Source organism: Pedobacter sp. AW31-3R, assembly GCF_052180285.1.
In the GTDB taxonomy this organism is placed as follows: Bacteria; Bacteroidota; Bacteroidia; order Sphingobacteriales; family Sphingobacteriaceae; genus Pedobacter.
In genome coordinates this window covers 5651977-5673716 of sequence record NZ_CP197475.1, presented here as the reverse complement: position 1 = coordinate 5673716, position 21740 = coordinate 5651977, and the positions used below count along the sequence as shown (strand labels likewise).

Genomic DNA, 21740 nt, shown 5'->3' with positions numbered 1-21740 from the left:
TATATTTTTTAAAATTGTTATGAAGCTATCATTTGCTCCTTTATTGCTGTTTATCAATCGCGATGCGGTCAGTTTCCTCTTCAATTAGAAACCAACACTTACACCTAACTGATACTGTCTGCCAGATGGGTAAATACCACGGTCAATTCCCGGAGCAGAAAAGTTCCCATCTATTTCCTGACTTACTTCAGGATCCAGTCCTGTATATTTTGTAATGGTGAAAAGGTTCGTTGCACTGACATAGATCCTTACTTTACTCAGCCCCAGTTTGGTACCTAAAGCTTTCGCAGGCAGGTTATAGCCTAATTGCAGGTTTTTCATTCTCAGGAAACTGCCATTCTGCACATAATAACTTGATGAGGCATATTCCAGATCAGAAACACCCACGTAAGAAGATGGAACCATGCTTGATGTATTCGTAGGACTCCATGCATCAAGTAGTCTTGTGCTTCTTGCACCGTCAAATGTTGGGAAGTCTGTAAAATAACGGGTGGCTTCATAAAGATCATTGCCCTGAACACCATTGAAGAAAGCAAAAATGTCAAAGTTTTTGTAAGATGCATTCAGTCCCAGGGAATAGATAAAGTCTGGATTCGGATCACCTATAATCGTTCTGTCAGCAGGAGTGATGGCTCCGTCGCCATCAATGTCCTGATATCTCAGACCACCTACCCTTGCTCCTGTATAGGATGGATTTCCTGAGATCTCTCCGGCATTCTGATAAATCCCGGCTACTTTATACCCATAGAAGGCACCGAAGACTTCACCCGGTCTAAGGATGGAAGTGGTTAAACTCCTGAAGTTACCGTAGGGTTGTTGACTGATACCATCTGCAAGTTTCAGGACTTTATTCACGTTTCTGGAGAAGTTTACAGCGACATCAAATTTAAACTCTTTGTTGTCCTTTATTCCGTAATGGTATCCCAGGCTAATCTCAAATCCTTTATTGCTCATATCCCCGGCATTCACAAAAGGTGAAGCACCCATACCTACAGCTGTAGACGGTCTTGGGATGATATACAACATATCGGATGTTCTTTTATCATACACATCGATGGATCCATCAAAAGTTCCACCATTCAGCGTGAAATCCACACCAAGGTTAAGTGACCTTAATGACTCCCATTTTACCTGGGGATTGCCATATCCGATTTGATATACTCCTGAAGTTACACCATTTTTTCCTTCATATGGATACCCACCAGCGCTGATGCTACTCGCAAGCCTGTCTAAATAGTTGAAGGCAAGGATACTCTGGTTACCGGTTTCTCCGTAACCAAACCTGATTTTCAGATCGGTAAACAGCTTGGAGTCTTTCATGAAATCTTCTTCCGAGATCCTCCATGCAACACTACCAGCAGGGAAAACACCATATTTATTTTCAGGCCCGAAGTTTGATGATCCGTCACGACGGATGGTGAAGCTGGCCAGGTAGCGATCATTATAAGAGTAATCTGCTTTGGCAAATAAAGAGGACAGTGATCCTATTCTTCCTGTACTCGCATTACTGATGTTGGATGCCCCTGGAGTTAAATAGTAATAATCAGGGTTCCCCAGTAAAAAGAAGTCATTTCTTCCTGCATCAAGTTGTCTGTTGCGGTTACGTATGGCTTCTACACCAGCCAATAAGTTGAAGCTGTGTTTTTCAATTACTTTTTTATAGTTTAATGTATTTGACCAGGTCCACTCGGTGGTGTAACCCTGATATTCAGCCAGGTTATTGGAGTTGTTCCCCTCAAGGAACTCCAGGTTCGGATAACGCATAGACTGGCCATTATAATTTTCATAACGGATACCGAAATTTGTTCTGGCGGTTAAACCAGGGATAATGTCATACTCGGCATAGGCGTTTCCAAAGAAGAAGTTACTTCTGTTCAGGTTATCTTTTGCACGATACAGGGAGGCCAATGGATTTTCAGCATTACCCAATCCACTTCCTTTACTACCTGCAAAATTTCCCATGATATCATAAACAGGAATGATTGTAGGAATACGGTAAGCCCAGCTGATGGCGCTGCCTTCATCCTGATACGATCCTGGTTCATTGGGATTCACACCCAGTCCATATCCTTCAGAATAGCTGTATGAGGCATTTGTTCCAAAACGGAATTTCTTGTCAAGTGCAGTCACCTGTATGTTTGACCTGAAATTGTACCTGGTAAACCCTGTGTGTTTAATGGTACCTTTCTGATCCAGGTAACCTCCTGAGAGTGCGTAGTTGGAATTCTCGCCCCCACCGGTAGCACTGATCTGGTAACTTTGACTCGGTGCACTTTCTGTAATCTCATTGAACCAGTTGGTACCTTGTTGATTGGCACGGGTAATCTGATAGAATGTCGCCGGGTCACGTGTGTAATTGTACTTGGCAGGATCCGCGTCTGCAGCGGTAATGTTCTGTCCAGTGGCAGAACCGGCAAGTAAATATTCCGGTAAGGTAGGTGTAGGGCCTGTTCCGTAATTGGTACCGGTAGAAACGGTTTGTCCGGCATTGTTATATCCGTCAAAAAGATACTGAGCATACTGTATTGGGCTCATCATTTTTGGAAAGGTACTTTTTCTTGGGGTTTGTATCCCATAAAAGGAGTCAAAGGTAATTTTAGGGGTTCCTAAAGTACCTTTTTTAGTGGTAATGATCACGACACCATTGTTTGCCCTTGACCCGTAAATGGAAGCCGATGATCCATCCTTTAAGATTTGCATGGATTCCACATCATTTTGGTTCAGCCAGGATAACTTCCCTTGGAAAGGCACCCCATCAATGATGTACAAAGGTTCATTATTTCCGATAGTCGATGTACCACGGACACGGATTTGCGGGGTTGAACCCGGAGCTCCGTCCGATACGACCGATACCCCGGTCGCTTTACCCTGCAGTGATTCGATGACACTGGCTGCGGGTTGCGCTTTCAGTGAGGCGACATTCACGACTGCTACTGCACCCGTCAAATCTTTTCTGCGTTGTGAGGTATAACCGGTGACTACAACTTCGGTAAGGTCATTGGTATTTGCTACTAAAACAATGCTTAAAGTGGTTTTTCCGGCTACCGGGACTTCCATCGTCTGATAGCCTACAAATGATACCACCAGTATGGCATTTGCTGGTGCACTGAGTGCGAATGCGCCGCTTGCGTCAGTGGTAGTGCCGCCCGGACCATTCTTTATTTTCACGGAAGCCCCTATGACCGGGAGCTTGTCATCACTGGAGGTGATCTTACCGTTAATGGTGGTTTGAGCCCTTGCGCCAATAGCAAGGCACAAACTCATGAGCAAAAGGATGCCCATCCTCTTGATAAGTGGTAGATTTCGTTGCATAAGATTATATTTGGTTTTGGTGAATAGTGGTTAATATATTGGTGTTACATAAATTCAGGATTGAGTTAGAAATCAGTTGAATGCAAAAAGACAGGAAGAGGGAAGGGCTGGTAAAAGAATAAGGAACAGCGGGGTATCTATTGCATCATTAGTCGTAAATGGTCAATTATTTATAAGTAGTAAATAGTTAATTGTTTATAAATAGTAAATAGTTAATTTTTTGTCTGACAATTCAGCATTCATCTGAAGCTGTATCAGCTCATTTTTTCTGCCCGGAAGATACATCGTCATCTGGGTCTGACAGGGATATTCTGGTGAATGTCCTGGTCTCTAGGAAAACAGTTTTTAGCTAATAGTTAATATTTAGGTTAGTTATAGTTGTATACCCATAGTAGTGGGGGTAAAAAATTGAAATCGGGCACAGATAAGGGGTGAAGGGCTCAGGAAGTTTAAAGAAGCGGCAACTAAAAAGTTTTAGTAGTATACAGAATATTCTACTGAATGTCTGTTAGTCTCATTTTTATATTTGGTCAATCATCTTACTGATAACTAATTTAATAACTAGAACAATGAAATGCAAGAATTTTGATACGAATTTTTAATAATAATTTTCAATTCAGTTAAGCTCAAAATTATGGTTAAAAACACCTTTTTTTTGTGTTTGGAGAGGGGTTCTGCACAGCAAAAAATAACTGTCAATTTGACATAATAAAAAGGCCCGGGACAATTGTCTCGGGCCTTTTTGTTAAAAAAAGTAATTATTTAGCGAGTCTGGTCTTTAATGTCTCCCAAATCTATGGGATAATCAGACCGCTTTATTTGGTGAAATTAAATTGCGATTCTACCACATCTCTTGAATTTGAGCCGATGAAAACGTTGAAATCCCCCGCTTCATTGATGAACTTTAATTCCGTATTGTAGAATTTCAACAACGCTGCATCGATGGTAAAGGTGACTTTTTGCGCCTCTCCTTTTTTAAGAAAAATTTTCTTAAAACCTTTTAGCTCTTTCACAGGGCGGGTTACTGTACCATAGATATCCTGGATATATAACTGTACCACTTCCTCTCCGTCAAAGTTTCCGGTGTTTTTAACTTCTACAGTTGCCGTTAGGCCTTGTCCCTCAGTGAGCGTTTTACTGCTCAGCTGTATCGGTGAAATACTGAAGGTCGTATAGCTCAAGCCATACCCAAAAGGATATAAGGGCTCATTTGAGCTATCGATATAACGGGACTTGAATTTCTCATTCGACTGTCCGTCATACGGACGACCTGTACTTTTGTGGTTATAATACAGAGGTATTTGTCCCACGCTGTGTGGAAAGGTCGCTGTAAGCTTACCTGCAGGGTTATAGTTTCCTACCAGTACGTCCGCAATGGCATTTCCTGCTTCAGTACCGCTAAACCAGGTTTCCAGAATGGCCGGAACATTGGCATCCTCCCAGCTCAGGGTCAAAGGACGGCTGTTCATCAGTACCAGGACTACAGGCTTTCCTGTGGCTGTGATGGCTTTCAGTAAGGCCTGCTGATTAGGTAAGAGGTCGAGGTTGGTTCTGCTTGTGGCTTCACCGCCCATAATGGCGCTCTCGCCCAGCACTACCACTGCAATATCTGCATTCTTAGCAGCGGCCACCGCATCATTGATCAGTTCTTCCGGAGATTTCTTATCGGCCGTGATCTCTGCGCCATTGGCATTGATTTGCTTAAGGATGGCGGGATCATCCACCAGGTTGGCTCCTTTTGCATAGGTGATATTCATGTCAGGTGCCATATTCTTTAAACCTTCCATCACGCTGATGGCCTGTTTCCAGTCGCCTGCAGCACTCCAGTTTCCTATCATGTCGCGTTTATTATCTGCCAATGGGCCAATTAAAGCGATTTTAGCATTCTTTTTCAGTGGCAGCAGCTGATTGTTATTTTTCAGCAATACCATGGAAGCCTCAGCAATCTTTCTTGCATCCAGTCTGTTCTGTTTAGAAAGGATTTCTGTTTTTGCACGCTTCTCATCAATATATTTATAAGGATCAGCAAAGAGCCCCAGTTTATATTTCGACTCCAGGATTCTGCGGCAGGCGAGGTCGATCACCTCCTGGGTGATTTTCTTCTCCTCCAGCGATTGTTTCAGGGTAGTCAGGAAACCTTCACCAACCATATCCATATCTGTTCCTGCATCCAGTGATCTTGCACTTACCGTTTTTAAATCTCCGAGGCCATGGGCTACCAGTTCATTAATTCCGGTATAATCACTCACTACAAAACCTTTAAAGCCCCATTGGTTACGCAAAAGATCGGTAAGCAACCATTTGTTGGCTGTTGCTGGTGTACCATTGATATCATTAAATGAAACCATGACTGTCTCCGAACCTGCATCAACAGCAGCTTTGTAGGGAGGCAGGTACTCATTGTACATCCTGATCAGGCTCATGTCTGTAGTATTATAATCCCTTCCGGCTTCGGCCGCACCATATAAGGCGAAGTGTTTTACACAGGCCAGAATGGCATCTTTATTGGCCAGGCTATTGGTCTGGTAACCTTTTACCATGGCAGCTGCAATTAAAGAGCCCAGGTAAGGGTCTTCGCCTGAACCTTCTGAAATACGTCCCCATCTCGGGTCACGGGCAATATCTACCATGGGAGAGAAGGTCCAGTTTAATCCGTCAGCACTAGCTTCCCTGGCGGCAATACGGGCACTTTTCTCAATCAGGGACATATCCCATGAGGCACTCAGCCCTAGAGGAATAGTGAATATGGTTTTGTGGCCATGCACCACGTCGTAACCAAATAACAAAGGGATCTTTAAGCGTGATTTGGTGATCGCAAGCTTCTGTAACTTACGCACAGCCTGCGGGGTAAATGTATTGAATACGCCACCCACCAGGCCTTTTTCGATTTTCTCATCCACGCCCTCGCTTAAAATAGGCCCGGTCACATCAAACCCAACAGCTGGCAGGTTCAATTGTCCGATTTTTTCATCAATGGTCATCTTAGCCATCAGGTTGTTGATGAAGGTATTCATCTCCTGATCTGTGCCTGCCGCCTTTTTCTGCTGCGCAAACAAGCTGTTCGCACCGAAAAGAGCGGCGAGTAAAATTAAGGAAGTCTTTGTTTTCATATATTTGTTTCTTTGTGTGATTCAACTCCAGGTGTTTCTATCGCCGGATGATTTATTTGTTCAGTCAGTTTAGGGTTTGAACTGATCCTGCGCAGGCCGGTTGCTGTTCATCCGGCTGGGCTAAAATAGATTTTGCCTTACTGTTTTTTGGTGACCGCACTTTCAAAACCCAGTTTATTCAGCCCGTTTTTAATATCAGGACTGCTCATAAACAATTTCCACAATAAACCGGAGCGGTAATTTTCTATCATACAGATGATGGGCCCCTGGTCAATGGCAAGGTGTGACTTGGCATACCAGTTATGTTCTTCACTGAAGGCATCTACAAATCCATATTCGCTCCAGATCTTGTCGCCCAGATCGAAATAGAAATGTTTCAGTGCTTTCATGGAATACTCCGGGGTATAAGGGAAGGCAGACAAGGCTGCGGTTGGCGTAATTACGCCTAAATCTTCCGTAGGAGAGTGGGCGGCATAGCCCTGCCAGCTGTCGCTTGCCGTTAAGCCCCAGCTGTTTTCTCCATAACCTTTATATTTTTTAGGGTTTTCTACGCAATAGGCATGATTAATCAGCGTATGGTTTTTATTCTGCTCAAAGTAATCGGCATAACGGTCTTTTAATCCACGGGGATCAAGGCCTAGGAAAGAATAGTGTGAAAAGAATAAAGGACCTCCGTAATCGAAGCCTAGAGGGAGGGTAATCCCTGAGAATTTCTTGCCGTTAAAGAAGGTATTGCTATTTGCCCATCCATCTTCGTACACCCTTCTGTCGATGCTCGATTTAGGGGAAGAGGCGGCAAGGATATAAGTAATGAAACACTCATTCCATCCTTTGATCTGATGGTTCATACTCCAGCCGTTGTTCGGACTCCAGTGCCAGTAAAGTGTATTTTGTTGTTGTGTAAACCAGTTCCATTCTATGCCTTCCCACATCCATAATATTTTATTGCGGATGTCATTTTCTACCGGATTATCTGCGGTATAATATTGACGGGCAGTCAGCAGGCCCTGGAAGAGGAAAGAGGTTTCAACGATATCCGCCCCATCGTCTTTTGGACTGAAACGGATGACCTTTCCTGTCTCACCATTTAACCAGTGTGGAAAAGCACCATGAAACATATCTGCCTTATACAGGAAGTCTACAATTTTTTTAGTGCGTGCGGCCGCTTGCTCACGGGTAATGAATTTACGTTCGGAAGCGACAATGATCGACATGATGCCGAATCCGGTTCCACCGGTAGTTACGACTTCATTGCCATATTCAAAGGCCACATTACTGCGTTCCCTTGCCATTCCGCTTACAGGGTGTCCAAAATCCCAGAAGTATCTGAAGGTCTGCTTTTGTGCCAGGTCCAGTAACTGGTCATCAGTCAAATTTTTCTGGATCTTATTTACAGGTTTAATCTGTTGTGCTTCACTTTTTTTACACTGGGTAAAAGTTAACAGCAAGAATACAGATAAGAAGGAGAGGCTTGGTAAACGTAAAGAAATTAATTTCATGTGGCTGAATTTGTGATGCTGATGAATTAATGTGAGGTAGGTAATAAATCCTTTCCCGGATAATCCGGGAAAGGATTTGAATAGGGTTTATCCACAGGGATGTGGATAAGTATGTTAATAACCTGGGTTCTGTGTTAATAAATTACCACTTAGGTCAATTTCCTGTTGAGGAACTGGCCATACTTCATTTTTGTTGGCTTTCCATCCTTTAGGACCAAAAACTTCCAGGCCACGTCCTTGGCGAATAACATCGAAGTAACGGTCATTCTCCATAGCCAGTTCAACTTGTCTTTCTTTCCAGATTGCTGTGCGTAAGGCAGTCTGGTCAGTTGTTGTAATATCAGCAAGTACATTCGTTAAGGTGCCCCTTGCTCTTGCACGTACTTTGTTCAGCGATGTTAATGCCAGAGTTGTATTTCCTGTTTCATTGGCTGCTTCTGCATTCATTAATAACACATCAGCAAAACGCAATACTCTGAAATTCTGCTGACAGCCTTCATTAAATCCAGATACGAATTGGCTAAACGGAACATATGATTTCTGATTGTACATGGTATTGGGAACAGTGCTGGGAATAAAATCACCTTGCGGAGTAGTTTCACCTCTGAAGATAATCGTAGCATCCCTTCTTGGGTCACCAGTTTCAAATGCGGCTGCAAGTACGGTTGATGGAGTATTGAATCCCCATCCGCCACCAGTTACACCAGCGACACCCTGAACCTGACTGTATTGTGAGTTCGAAGCAGCAGTATTTCCTGGAACCAATTCAGCCTGAACTTCAAATAATGACTCTGAATTATTTTCATTTTGTGTACGGAATCCTTTTTCAAAATCAGGAAAAAGGCTATATCCTAATCCAATCACCTGGTTAGTTAATGATAATACATCTGTCCATTTCTGTTGGTACATAGCTACTTTCGCATGCATACCTAAAGCAGCACCTTTAGTAGCACGTCCTACATCTGCTGAACCATATGATTGCGGTAATACAGCAGCAGCTTCTGTAAGATCTTTTTCTATCTGCGCATAAACTTCGGTTTTAGCCGTTCTTGGAATATTGTCTTCCGGGGCGCCTGTAGCAGCTTTTAATCTTAAAGGCACATCGCCATAAGCTCTAACCAATCTGAAATAGGAATATGCCCTTACAAATTTAGCTTCAGCCAGGTAGCGTGTTTTAAGTGTTTCATCCATAGTAATTGCAGGAATATTATCCAATACCTGATTGCAATAATTGATGTTCTGATATTGTCCGGTCCAGAAATCCTGTAACGCACCCTGTGTGGAAGTAACTGTAAAATTATCATACAGGTTGAAGAAGGTTGCATCTGCAGGAGTACTTCCTTTGTCAGCTTCGTCAGAACCCGTGCTTTCAATAACAAGTGCATTGAAGGCTACATTATTCCATGAACGTAAATTTGCATATATGGCATTAACGGCTTTAGTTGCATCGGCTTCATTTTGCCAGAATTGTTCAGAATCCTGTTGTCCTTGTGGATCTACGTCCAGAAAGCTTTTTTTACATGAAGGTGCCACGAGAATGGTAAGAACCAATCCAATTGTACACCACTTATTTATATTTTTATATGTTTTCATATCCTGATCAATTAGAATGTAAGGTTTAGACCTAAATTATAAGTTGCGAACAACGGATAAACATTGTTGTCTATACCAGCACTTGTCGGAGAAGTATTCGTTGAACTGCTTACTTCAGGACTAAATCCTCTGTAGCCAAATAAATTCACTGCATTTTGTGCATTTGCAAATACCCTCAGCTTTTTAATTTTCCACTTAGAAGTAATGGATTCCGGTAAACTGTATCCCAGTTGTATATTTCTCAATCTGATATATGCTCCGCTTTCTACAAAGTAAGAGTTCGCCAGGTTGTTGGTAGAGCCGGCAATGTTTGTAGAGGGATTTGAGTTGCTCGATCCTTCACCTGTCCATCGGTTATCAAAGAACTCTTTTGTGAAATTTTCATTACCCAAACGGTTACCCAAATTTGCATTATAAACATCTACACCAGCCACACCTTGAATATCAACAGTCAAATCAAAGTTTTTATAGGCAAAATTTGTATTCAGGCCATAAGTGAATTTAGGATTGGGGTTACCCAGAACAATCCTGTCTTTTCCATCAACTGTACCATCACCATTTGTATCTGCGTAGATAAAGTCACCAGCCTTAGCCGTAGGTTGTGCAGAGGCTGCAGCTTGGGCATCTGTTTGGAAAATACCTGTCACATTGTAACCAAAAAATTCACCTATTGCACCACCTGATACTGTACGGGTTGCCAGTGCACCACCAGTTAAGCCATCACCACCGGAATAAATAGGGTTGGCACCTGAGGTTACGTTTAATACTTTGTTATTATTCATACCCACATTGGCGCTGATGGAATAGGTAAGGTCACTGGATGTTTTATCTGACCATGAAGCCATAAATTCAAAACCTCTGTTACGGAAATCAGCCTGATTACCGATGATTTTACTATCCTTAGTACCCAGTGAACCCAAGACTGGAATATCAAAAATAGCCTGCTGTGTAGTTTTGTTATAATAATCAACTTCCACATTCAGTTTGTTCGATAAGAAGCCCATTTCAAGACCTATATCCGTACCTGCACTGCGTTCCCAGAAAAGAACTGGTGGAACAATGGTATTGATACTACCACCAGTATAAGGAATGCCGTTATAAATGGCAATCAATTCAGGGAGTTGAGAAACCGTTTGTGTGGTTGGATTAATTGGTACACCAGCGTTACCTACTTTACCCCAGCTTCCGCGAAGTTTTAAGTTGCTGAATATAGTCTGGTTTTTCATGAATTCCTCATTACTGATTACCCATCCAGCTCCAATAGAAGGAAAATAACCCCATAAATCACTTCCTCCAAAAAATTGAGAAGCACCATCTGCTCTAAGGGATGCATTGAATAGATACTTATTCTGGAAGCTGTAGTTCACCCTTCCGAAGTAAGACGCAGCAGTAGTCAACACACCTTCATCAGTAATTGTACTTTGATCTGCATCACCTAACTTTAAGTATAAATCTCCATCGTTACTGTAAGGCACATCAAAAGCTTTGGCCTTAATGGTATAACTTTTATAACGCTGCGCTGTTTGTCCAGCCAGAACAGTTAAGTTATGGTCTCCCCATTTGTTATCATAAGTTAATGTATTCTCCAGGATCCAGTTTCTGGTCTCAATTCTATCGACACCCAAAGAACTGATATTCGATTGTTGAGCCAGGGTAGCATAATATTCAGGAGTATAAGATCTCACTTCTTCCTGTCCAAAGTCGCCACCTGCACTGGTTTTAAAAGTGAAATGTTTTGCAAACTTGAGTTCTGCATAAGCATTACCTGTAATTTTATACTTTGAAGTACGCTGGTTGTAAAAATCAATTCTTGCCTGTGGATTCATGTTGCTACCATTACCCAGGTTGTACGTATTCGGATCACCGTAAGAACCATCTGCATTAAATACAGGGACTACAGGTGAAGCCGCAAACATGTCACGGAATATGGTAGATGGAATGTCTCTGGAAGTACTGGAAATACCGGTAACATTATATCCGATCTTTAAGTTTTTAAATACCTGAAAATCATTGGAAAGACGTACCGTATATCTTTTGTAATTGTTGGATTCCACAATACCATCCTGATTGAGATATCCTGCTGAAAAGTTGTAGCTGGATTTCTCAGACGCACCATTAATCGATACCTGGTGTGAGGTGACCATTGCAGTCCTTAATATTTGCTTATACCAGTCAGTGCCTTCTCCAAGATTTGTATTTGCAAATACAGGAGCATCCTGATCATCTGCTGCCTTGTATTTATTCAGGTGAGAAACAAGTTCATTGACTCCAATAGCATACTCGGAGGCATTGGCCATTTCTACCTGATTGGTTACACGCTGAATACCTATAGTTCCATTGTAGTTAATTGTCGGATCTCCTTTTTTACCATGAACCGTCGTAATTAACACCACTCCGTTTGCTGCCCTGATTCCATAGATGGATTGACTTGATGCATCTTTCAGAATACTCATACTGGCAATATCTGCAGGATTTAAAAAGCTGATTTCGTCATACCAAACCCCGTCTACAACGTACAGTACACCCGTATTTCCATAGATAGTTCCTGTACCACGAATGGTGATTTTAGGTGAGGCACCTGGTGTTCCTACATTGGTAACAGATACTCCCGCTACCTTACCCTGTAATGCACTTACTGGATTTTGTGAAGCCTGTTTAGCTATGTCATCGCCTTTTACTGTTGCGACAGCGCCTGTTACATCAATTTTACGCTGTGTACCATAACCTACCACCACAACCTGCTCTAATTGCTGTGATGAAGATGCCATGCTAATGTTAACTGTAGTCCTATTGTTGACAGGAACTTCTTGTGTATTGTAACCGATATAGGTAAATACTAATGTTCCGTTTGCCGGTACGCTAATGGTATACTTTCCATTAGCATCTGTTTGTGTTCCTTTTGTAGTACCTTTTACGATAATGCTCACAGATGGAATGGTGGAATTATCCCCGCCATCTGAAACTGTACCCGTAACTGTGATGTTCTGGGCAAAAGCTGCATTGATAAAAAGCAAACTAAGAAAAGTTAAAACAGAGATTCTTGTAAAGATTCGTTTCATGCTGTTTATGAATTTGGTTAATTGTTGCTCAAATCTCCGTTCGTTTTTAAGAATTACCAAAGATTACGCCTCTACATAAATACATCATGAATGCTTGGTGTATTTTTTACAATAAGTGTTTGCTGCGGCGTAAACTGATATGAATCATATTTCAGACGGATAAATGATATTCAGTTAAACAACAATCAATTTTTAAAAATTGTGTTTAATATTTGGTGTTTGTGTAGTAATGATGTAGTCCTTGGGGGCTGTGATGTAGTGTTTGAATTGTAGGTGTAGGTAAAGAAATCGATTATTACAGCGCGTACAGGCAATAATTAAGGAATTTCCTCAACATCCGCTGATGTGCTTGGAGCAACATTAAAAAATAACTTCTGAGGGGTGTACTCCTTATAGTTCCATAAAGAATTCCACGAGATTCTTATCATGGGGAACATTTAGCTTTTTCCTCAGCCTGTACCTCCGGATCTCTACACCCCTTACCGAGATGTTCAGCAGGGAAGCCATTTCCTTACTCGTCATGTTCATGTGTAGGTAGGCACATAACTTAAGATCATTGGGAACAAGGTCCGGATAATTGCCTTTCAGTCTTTTGAAGAAGCTTCCATGTGCTTCATTGAAACTCGTCTCAAATAAATGCCAGTCCCGTTCATCGTTCATACCTTCATCAATGACCTTTTGTATTTTGCGCGACTGATCTTCAGGTAATTTTTTCCCTTCGCCATCTTTAAGCTTGTCAATTTCCTGGCTCAGCTTCTGCAACAACTCATTCTTATACACCAGGCTCATTGCTGAATTCGCCAGTTCCCTGTTTTTGCTCATCAGTTCCGCCTGTAGCTTTTCCGTTTTAAGGTTGATGATTTGTTTTTCTGTCGCTTCGGCTTCTTTCTTAAGGAATTCTTCTTTCTCTAATTGCAGTTTGGCTTCAATGGCTTGTTCATGTTTGCTCAGTCTTTTTTCATACCGTTTTTTCGTCTCTATCGCGAGGAGGATGAACAGGACGATATACAGTAGAATAGCCCATTTGCTCAGGTAAAACGGAGGCATCACCCTGAACTCAAAAACGGAGATACCTGTTACGGACTGGTCATTGATCTTTGCCCTTACCTTAAAAGTGTAAGTGCCACTGGCAAGGTTGGTAAAATCCTTTTGCGTAGCTGTACTCCAATCGGACCATTGCCTGGAATATCCTTCCAGGTAAAACTGGAATTTTATGGTCGACTGTCGGTAATAGGGCAGGGCAAAAGATATCCTGATATTGTTACGGCTGAAAGGGATCTCCATTTCAGGAGGTATAGCTCCATTTTCAGTCAGCAGGCGGTAGGTATCTGTCACATCTTCCACCTTGCGGATCAGCACCTCCGGCAATTTGGTTTTATTCCTGAAGGAAGGCACATCCTGGCCATTGTAAATCACAAAACCATCATCAACACTGATCAGATAAATATCCTCACTGATTTTGCTGATATTCTCATAATATTGCACCATGCGGCCATCCAGAATATTGAACTGGTTGGAATCGACTTCCAGTTTACCCGGTTCACTGAAATTGATAAGCGCCATTTTACCATGGTTAATGAACCAGTATTTCTTTGCGCCCGCATTGATGATTTTATTGGATGTCGCAAAGCTGCCTAAACCTTTATTCAGTTCCTGGTAAGCACTGAAACGGTTACTAATCTCATCATACAATTGAAACCCGCTTTCAGAAGAAAACACGACCTTATTTTCGAGCATAAAGATGTTGATGTTGTAGTTATCCTTCAGCCCGTTTTTCTCATCATAATAACGCGTTTTTACAACTTTCTTAAAATCTGCACTGAGTGTGAGTTTATACAATCCTTTGTAAGCATGGCTTACCCAGATATCACCCCTGGAATCCTGTTCTACATATCTGGAAGGTTCATCAAATCCGGCAACTTTAACAAAATGCTTCCATGCCCCGCTATTGTCCTTTTTAAATAATACGAGTCCATTATACGTTCCCTGAATCAGGTAATCCGGATTGCTGTGGAGTTTCTTCACCGTCCATCCCCCGCTGAATCCTGAAATTTTGGTCAGCTGATCTCCTGTTACACTAAAGGTACCTTCATTATGTCCGCAAAGCAACTGGTTGTCAATGACACTCAGGTCCCATACCTGTCCCTGGGAATTCGGGATCAGTTTGAAGTCAAAATTATTGAAACGCTTTCCGTTTCCCTGTGTCCAGGGACTATAAAATAATCCCTGATTGGTTCCCAGGTAGATATTGTTTTTATAGATCAGACCTGAATATACCGTACCAAACTGCCCTTCCTTATCCAGGTAAAAATATAAGGAAGAATTGAGTTCCACACGGTCTATCCCATTATCCAGTCCCGTCCAGAGGTTGTTGTCATTATCTGTGAATATGCTCAGCACGGTGTTGTTCTGCAATCCACCCGATTTATTGATATGCTGAACGATACTTCCATCCTGATCTATGATCACCAATCCGTTCAGAATCGTTCCAAAGGCATAATACTTATCGCTGATCCTGCTGCCGTTATTCAGCTGGTAAGTCTTCAAAAAAGCATTTGCCGGTGTATTGAATGGGGTATAACTTTTGCCATCATAGATATAGAGTCCGTCTTTGCTTGTGCCGATCAGTAATTTTCCATCTTTAAAAGGGAGTACTGTAAGGATATTGGTAGGCAATGCCCCTGCAGCATGGGGAAGGGCTTGTAAGGAGCTTCCTTTTAACTCGTACAAGCCTTTCAACAATACTTCGATATAAAAATGATTCCCTGCTTTTTGCAGAAACATGAAGGTGCCGGGTGCTTTAACCACCTTTATTTTATTGTTTTCATAAATGCAGATGGCACTAAAGGACTGGAAGATTACCCTTTTTCCATCTACATAAATCTTCCAGATCTCTTCAGACAACTGGAAGTCTTTAGGGATAAGCTGAATAAGTGAAGTATAGCGCAGGCGATTATTTTTATTGGTCCAGTAACCAAATTCTCCAAATCCACCGGTATAAATAGTACCGTCATTGGCAGTTGCTACAGCCCTTATGATCTGTCTGTTGGGTAATTGATATTGCTGCCAGTATTTGCCGTCGTAGGTCAGCAATCCCTGTGTATTCCCGAAATACATAATTCCCTTACTGTCCTTGGTTATCGCCCAGTTCTGGTTCCCCGAAAGATACACTGATTTGGGAAAATTCTGGACATAAGGAACACCAATACTCTTTATGTTATCTGCTAAAACCTGATTAGAAAAAATGGTAAAAACAAGGAGAAGGAAACAGAGGGTGACGCGGGTTTTCATGTATACAAAAGGTATTCAAATATTCGATTAGAAGCGCAAATTAGCTATTTAATACAAACATTTGAATACCCTTTTTGTTCGGAAGGTGTATTTGACCTGGTTTTTCTCTTTTAGAAATGGATTATCCTATTTCGAGGACACATTTACTGGTTGTGGTACTTTTACATAATAGCCGGTACCGTCGTAAGGCCGGCGCCGTGGGTTCGTCACACAGGCAGCAGAGCAGCAGCCCTGTAACTGATCACCACAGGCATCACATTGGGTAATGTGCTCATTGCACTCTGGATTTGCGCAGTTGATCATTTTAGCGGTTACCGTTCCGCAGTTGTAACATTTTGATACGACACTTGGATTGACTGAGTTGACATCAACGGCTATACGGTTGTCAAACACATAACATTTACCTTCAAAATCTTCTCCACCAGCTTCTTTACCATACTTGATAATTCCTCCATGCAGTTGGTAAACGTCATTAAAGCCATGGTGCAGCAATAGGGCTGAAGCCTTTTCGCATTTGATCCCGCCGGTGCAGTAGGTTAAAACTTTTTTATCCTTGTACTGCGCAAGCTCATTTATTTTCTCTGGGAAGTCCCTGAAATTTTCAATATCGAGTGTAATTGCATTTTTAAACCTGCCCAGGCTATGCTCATAATTGGAACGCACATCAAGTATGATCACATCTTCCTGATCAATCATTTCTTTGAACTCTACAGGCTCCAGGTGTTTTCCTGTACGTTCATTCGGATTGATGATACTGGTATCCCTCAGGCCCGAGTGTACAATTTCTGATTTATAGCGGCAATGCATTTTGATGAAGGAGGGTTCCTCTACTTCGTCTATTTTGAACTCTGTTTTGGCAAAACGTTCATCCGCATGGATGGCCGACATATAAGCCGCGCACGATTCTACAGCACCGGAAACGGTACCATTCAATCCTTCATCAGCCACAATAATACGGCCTACAAGGTCTAACGATTTACAAAATTTAAGATGGTCGGCAGCAAATTGTTCTGCATCTGCTATAGGACTATAGCAATAGTAAAGTAAAGTCTGGAATTTTTTCATAAGATTAATACCGCTGCAAACGGCGTTTAATCCTGCAAATTTAAGAATAAATTCCATTTATCGAAAATGGTATTCACCGCCAGGTCAAAAGGGATTATACAAAGGTAATCCAGCCATTTTTCTTGCTGCACAGGTAATAGCCAAGCAGAATGACTGCCAGCAGAATGAGGGCTACAAACTGGTGCAGTATGGCATATATTTTGAAATTGGGGTTCAGCACATTTAACAAAGTGACGACACCCAATATCGCCTGAATCCAAACCATAATTAAGGGAGCAAGACGCAATCTGGACAAGTTTTTATCTTTTCTCCAATAGGTGGTTTTGATGTATAATATAGACACGAGGATGATTAATCCATAAGCCAGCATGCGGTGAATAAACTGTATCCACAGCAGGTGTGCGTTTAAATCCGGACTTTGTGCCTGATATAAATCGGGCGGAATGAAATAACCATTCATATCCGGCCAGGTTACTGCGGCCAGTGCGGCTTTGGATCCGGCCATCAGTCCTCCAAAGAACAACTGTATAAAGATCACCGCTATAGTAGCAATTAATATATTTGAAACCCCGGAGGAATAGTTATATGTGCTTCTTTTGATACTGATATGGAAAGCTATCCATAGGATATAACATAAAAGTATGATTGCAGCGATAAAATGAATAGCGAGTTTTACTTCATTAACAACTAAACTGGTATCATTCAGTCCGCTTTTAACCATGATCCATCCGATAACGGCCTGTAATAACCCCAAAAGGAAGATGATGATCAGCTGGTAAAACAGTCTGCGACTCAGTTGATTTTTAATTAAAAAGATGATAAAAGGTATCAGGAAAACTAGTCCGATGAAACGTGCCCAATTTCTGTGCAGCCATTCCCAGAAGAAGATGGATTTATAATCTTCCAGCGTAAAATGTGGATTCACGACTTTGAATTGAGCGATCTCTTTGTATTTATCGAAACTATCCTGCCAGGCGGCAGTATTCATTGGTGGAAGTGTTCCTAATAAGGGTTGCCATTCAGTTATAGATAAACCGGAGCCGGTCAATCGTGTAATACCCCCCAGTATGATTTGAATAATGATCGTAATTGCCCCGCAATATAACCATATGGCAACTTGCTTATTGGGTTTAGCCCTCATAAATAACCCCTGATGTTGGTGTTTCGTTCAGTTCTATTCTGCACAGTCCGGGCAGGTCTGTTTTTATTCTTTTCCATAGCCATAAACACAGGTTTTCGGCAGTCGGATTTTCCAGTCCCGGAATGGTATTCAGGATTTGATGGTCAAGCATCTCTATCCATGGTTTGATTTTCTTTTTTACTTCGGTATAGTCAACAATCCAGCCGGTGTATTCCCCTGGTTTGCCTGATATGCTTACTTTTAAACTATAGGTATGTCCGTGCATTCCTCCGCATTTGTGTCCTGTTGGCACATTGGGTAAATAATGTGCGGAGTCAAATTGAAAAGTTTTGAAGATAATCATGATATGTGTTTTGTAATACAAAGTTGTTAATCTGCCAGACATGGATAAATGACGAGAATCATTATTTTATGTAATAAGATTCAGGATTTGATGCGATCATATCAGCTCAGCTTATCTTCTTTTTGTTGTGTTTTTACGGATGTATACTGATTATCAAGGGTTACGCAGATGAACGGTGATGTGGCACGGAAATGGTACGTTGTTTCTCAAATAAATTGACAGCAGATGAGAATTATTAGTTTAGGGGGTATTAACCTCGGAAAAGTTAAGTCTGACCTGGCAGACAATCTTAGCTCGTTTTCACAGGGTGGCTTTAGAACAATTTTCCACCAGATTGATCAGCTGGGTATTAAAAAGGGAGTTGATCAGATTGGGATTGATAAATTTATCACCCAATGTGCTTTGTTTGCCGCTGGCTCCGGAGTAATAGCTGGTGCAGGGGGACTATCTACGATGCTGATCGGGGTTCCCCTGGATATAATTAATCTGATCACACAACAGTTCAGGGTGACACTGGCCATTTCCTATTATAATACCGGAAAGTATGAGCTTCGGTTTGAAGATTTTTTTAAAATAGTGGCGGCTTCTTTAAAAGTGGATACCAGTATGAGCGTGAGTAAGGGCGTTATGGAGGAAGTTGCCCAGAAGCTATTGTTAACGCTGGGTTCAAAAACGGCGAAAAGATTAATACCGGTTGTGGGAGGTGTAATTGGAGGATCTATTAATTATCTGTTCATTAAACGTGTGGCTTCATCTCTTCAGACTTTACAGCCTGAAGCCAGAATCATTAGAATTTAAAGGTTTACAGGACCAGTGGTTCTCAGGAGGAGATAAAATCCGGTGATATCATTATTTCAGGAGGATACGTTTGTCTGTTATTGCCCGATAACTGGTCGGAACGTGTTCGGGCAGATTGCCAGTATACGCTCACTTTACTGCCAGCTGCTTCCCAGTAAAATCGTAGGAAAACTGGGACTCAACTGGGACTAAAGTGGGACTCTACTGGGACTTTGCCCGAGTAGTGTACGATGACGTTCCGAATCATGTCTTATCCTTGTCTTGACCTGTAATAGCTGTATCCGTATAAAACCGGTTAGCGAATTATGCTTAAGGTGACTATTCACCTTGTCTTTTTAATCCTGATTCAGCTATACACGGAGGTACCCCAACGTTCCGGACAGGTTTATTGCTGGTATCCGGTTACCTGTAATCATATCAGGTAACCGGACCATGCTTCCTGCATAATGGTTATCTATCCTGCCTGAGCAGGTCATTCTTTTCCCTTTCTGTCAGGATCAAGCGTTCATACAGTTCCCAGACCTTATCGATCAGCTTAAAATTACACTTGAAACTGGAATGTCCCCCGTCATCGAAATAGTCGAGGAGCATCTGCTCATCGAAGTTTTCAATAATCTGTACCGGTACCTGCAAAGCCCTGGCTATTTTTCTAAGCATTTCTAGGTCAATAGATTCACTCCTTTCCATTTTGGATATCGCCTGCTGGTTTAAGCCCAGGTCGATTGCCAATCCTTCCTGTTTAATTCCCTTCAATTCTCTTACCCGGGCAATTTTTCTGCCTATACTGTTTTTCTCTTCCATTGTTAAAAATATGATGTTAAATAATCACTGTTAGTTCAGATCCGTTGAGCGTTAAATGGATGGAGAGCGATTCATCAAAAGGGCGTTTTCTTTAGATAAGCTTAATCCGCAACGTTCAGCTGGAATGTTGTGGATTAAGGTCTTAGCTCAGTCCAATAGCCTGGCCTGTTCTGTAAGGTCTTCCTGAAGCAAGAAAAAGGGACGCTCTTTATTGCTACCGGGCATAATGATGTCGCAGGAATGGATACGGGTATGCCGGTAAACCTCTTTCTCCATGATGACATGGAGGAGTGTCTTTTCCTGGTGCCTGGGCTGGAATACCCGGATGTCTTCTTCGCCCAGTGCCCAGGCTATTTCCTGCAGTTCAATATCGGATTTTAGGGGAAACTGGAGCATTTCAATGGCATCCATGAAATCTGCCTCTCTGGCAATGATATGGGATAGTTGTGCGGTGGTGTAACCTTTGGCGATTCTTTTCAGGATGAGCCTGTAAATGAGTTCCAGGTAATATTTCTCGATGAGTGCAACGTTGATCATGAGGATGGATTTAATAGTGGATAGTTTAAAATTTGGGGCATAGCATGGCCTGCAGGATGGAATCCTGGAGTAAATGCGGTTTAAAAACTTAGTAAAATGTAGACGGCAGGAGGGGTGGTTTCCCTTGTGTCCTGAGAAAATGAAGATTAACCAGATGGGCCGTTCCTGTTGAGGAGCAGGCTATCCATGAAATGCGTAACAGGAGTTGGGTAGGAGATTTGAAGGACGGTGTTGTTGTCTCTGTTTTTCATTGCTTTACGTTTATAAAGGCTTTAAAGCAATGAAAACTTAGGGCGACCAGGATATGGAGGCTCCCCGTACGTGATTGCACCTCCTCGGAGAGGCGAGAACATTGTTCTCGTATAGCCGTACGGAGAGCGCCCATAGCCCCTAACCCTTGCAAAGGTAAAGAAACCGGGCATTTTATCATCCGTAACTTTGGCTATGTTAGATTTCCGAGGTCTGCAATCACAAAGTTTCGTTGATTTAAATACCTATTAGGATATAAAATCTGGCAATAAAGCTATCGCCTGATTACCACGTTGTAAATGTAACCACACCAAATCGTACGGAGTTAACAAAAAAATAAATATTTTTTCTGTCATGATTTCTGGGGACAAAATCAAAATTTTTATACGTGTAAGTACAGTATGCAGACTAATGTGCCGGAATGGTAAATCCGCAACTGGTTTCCCAGCCGTTGCCGGATTATCTTATACACGACGCTTCCTGGGTATCACTGTAAACCCAATTCAGTAATTTACTTTTCTACTGTAAACTAATATTCGTATAGGACAAGACACAGTTCTGGCCAGGTATGATACAAGTTCTGTAAGTTTACTGGAATTGTTCCGGGTTGTGAGCCGGTTGGGGAAAAGCCATGCTATTATATATATACTGTCAGGCGCCTATGGCAGGCAGGGGATGTGTTAGCGCTGGATCCAGATATATCAGGAAACTGCGCGGAACTGAGATTACATGAACTTCTCAATAGTTTTCTACTGTCCAATCGAAGCCAGGGGCTGTGCCACCTGCCCCATTGCCCATCCCAATTTGTGCCTATGCAGCTGTTTTAAGCAGCCATTGCAGGATCTTATATGGCCATTTGGGGCTCCTGGGCCCTGAAAAGGGCATGTACTGTTGCAGTTTTTGCTGTGGAAATGACGGTGCCCTATTGTATCGCCAAATATT

12 protein-coding genes are annotated in these 21740 nt (G+C 42.0%); 1 reads left to right on the top strand and 11 read right to left on the bottom strand.

Annotation, left to right across the window (positions count from 1 at the left end; genetic code table 11):
* Positions 1 to 84: 84 nt before the first annotated feature.
* From ACSBL2_RS23175 to queD, 9 genes are all read right to left on the bottom strand, one after another.
* Entirely contained in the window at positions 85 to 3312 is a 3228-nt protein-coding gene (locus ACSBL2_RS23175; protein ID WP_442588931.1) for a SusC/RagA family TonB-linked outer membrane protein, read from the bottom strand.
* A gap of 815 nt (positions 3313 to 4127) precedes the next feature.
* Positions 4128 to 6422: a beta-glucosidase BglX gene (gene bglX, locus ACSBL2_RS23170; protein WP_442588930.1), complete on the bottom strand. Its 2295-nt coding sequence runs from the start codon at positions 6420 to 6422 to the stop codon at positions 4128 to 4130.
* Between the two features lie 137 nt (positions 6423 to 6559).
* On the bottom strand, positions 6560 to 7921 hold the full coding sequence (locus tag ACSBL2_RS23165) for a glucoamylase family protein (protein WP_442588929.1): 1362 nt from the start codon (positions 7919 to 7921) through the stop codon (positions 6560 to 6562).
* A 114-nt stretch (positions 7922 to 8035) separates the two neighbouring features.
* Positions 8036 to 9514, bottom strand: a complete 1479-nt coding sequence (locus tag ACSBL2_RS23160; RefSeq protein WP_442588928.1) for a RagB/SusD family nutrient uptake outer membrane protein — start codon at positions 9512 to 9514, stop codon at positions 8036 to 8038.
* Positions 9515 to 9525: 11 nt separating this feature from the next.
* A complete protein-coding gene (locus ACSBL2_RS23155; protein ID WP_442588927.1) occupies positions 9526 to 12573 on the bottom strand; it encodes a SusC/RagA family TonB-linked outer membrane protein in 3048 nt (1015 codons plus the stop codon).
* Positions 12574 to 12963: 390 nt separating this feature from the next.
* Positions 12964 to 15864 (bottom strand): triple tyrosine motif-containing protein, encoded by a 2901-nt coding sequence (locus ACSBL2_RS23150; protein ID WP_442588926.1) that lies wholly within the window; start codon positions 15862 to 15864, stop codon positions 12964 to 12966.
* A 126-nt stretch (positions 15865 to 15990) separates the two neighbouring features.
* Positions 15991 to 16929, bottom strand: coding sequence for an oxygen-dependent tRNA uridine(34) hydroxylase TrhO (gene trhO, locus ACSBL2_RS23145; RefSeq protein WP_442588925.1), 939 nt, complete (start codon positions 16927 to 16929; stop codon positions 15991 to 15993).
* 94 nt (positions 16930 to 17023) lie between these two features.
* A complete protein-coding gene (locus tag ACSBL2_RS23140; protein ID WP_442588924.1) occupies positions 17024 to 18070 on the bottom strand; it encodes a COX15/CtaA family protein in 1047 nt (348 codons plus the stop codon).
* Positions 18060 to 18413, bottom strand: a complete 354-nt coding sequence (gene queD / locus ACSBL2_RS23135) for a 6-carboxytetrahydropterin synthase QueD (protein ID WP_442588923.1) — start codon at positions 18411 to 18413, stop codon at positions 18060 to 18062. Before queD ends, ACSBL2_RS23140 begins: the two co-directional genes overlap by 11 nt.
* 225 nt (positions 18414 to 18638) lie before the next feature.
* On the opposite strand from queD, the gene ACSBL2_RS23130 reads away from it, so the two are divergent.
* Positions 18639 to 19211, top strand: a complete 573-nt coding sequence (locus ACSBL2_RS23130) for a hypothetical protein (protein WP_442588922.1) — start codon at positions 18639 to 18641, stop codon at positions 19209 to 19211.
* Positions 19212 to 19661: 450 nt separating this feature from the next.
* Here the strand turns inward: ACSBL2_RS23130 and ACSBL2_RS23125 are convergent, their stop codons facing one another.
* Both ACSBL2_RS23125 and ACSBL2_RS23120 read right to left on the bottom strand, forming a co-directional pair.
* Complete coding sequence (locus tag ACSBL2_RS23125) at positions 19662 to 20012, bottom strand: helix-turn-helix domain-containing protein (RefSeq protein WP_442588921.1); 351 nt, start codon at positions 20010 to 20012, stop codon at positions 19662 to 19664.
* A 147-nt stretch (positions 20013 to 20159) separates the two neighbouring features.
* A complete protein-coding gene (locus tag ACSBL2_RS23120; protein ID WP_442588920.1) occupies positions 20160 to 20549 on the bottom strand; it encodes a hypothetical protein in 390 nt (129 codons plus the stop codon).
* Positions 20550 to 21740 lie beyond the last annotated feature (1191 nt).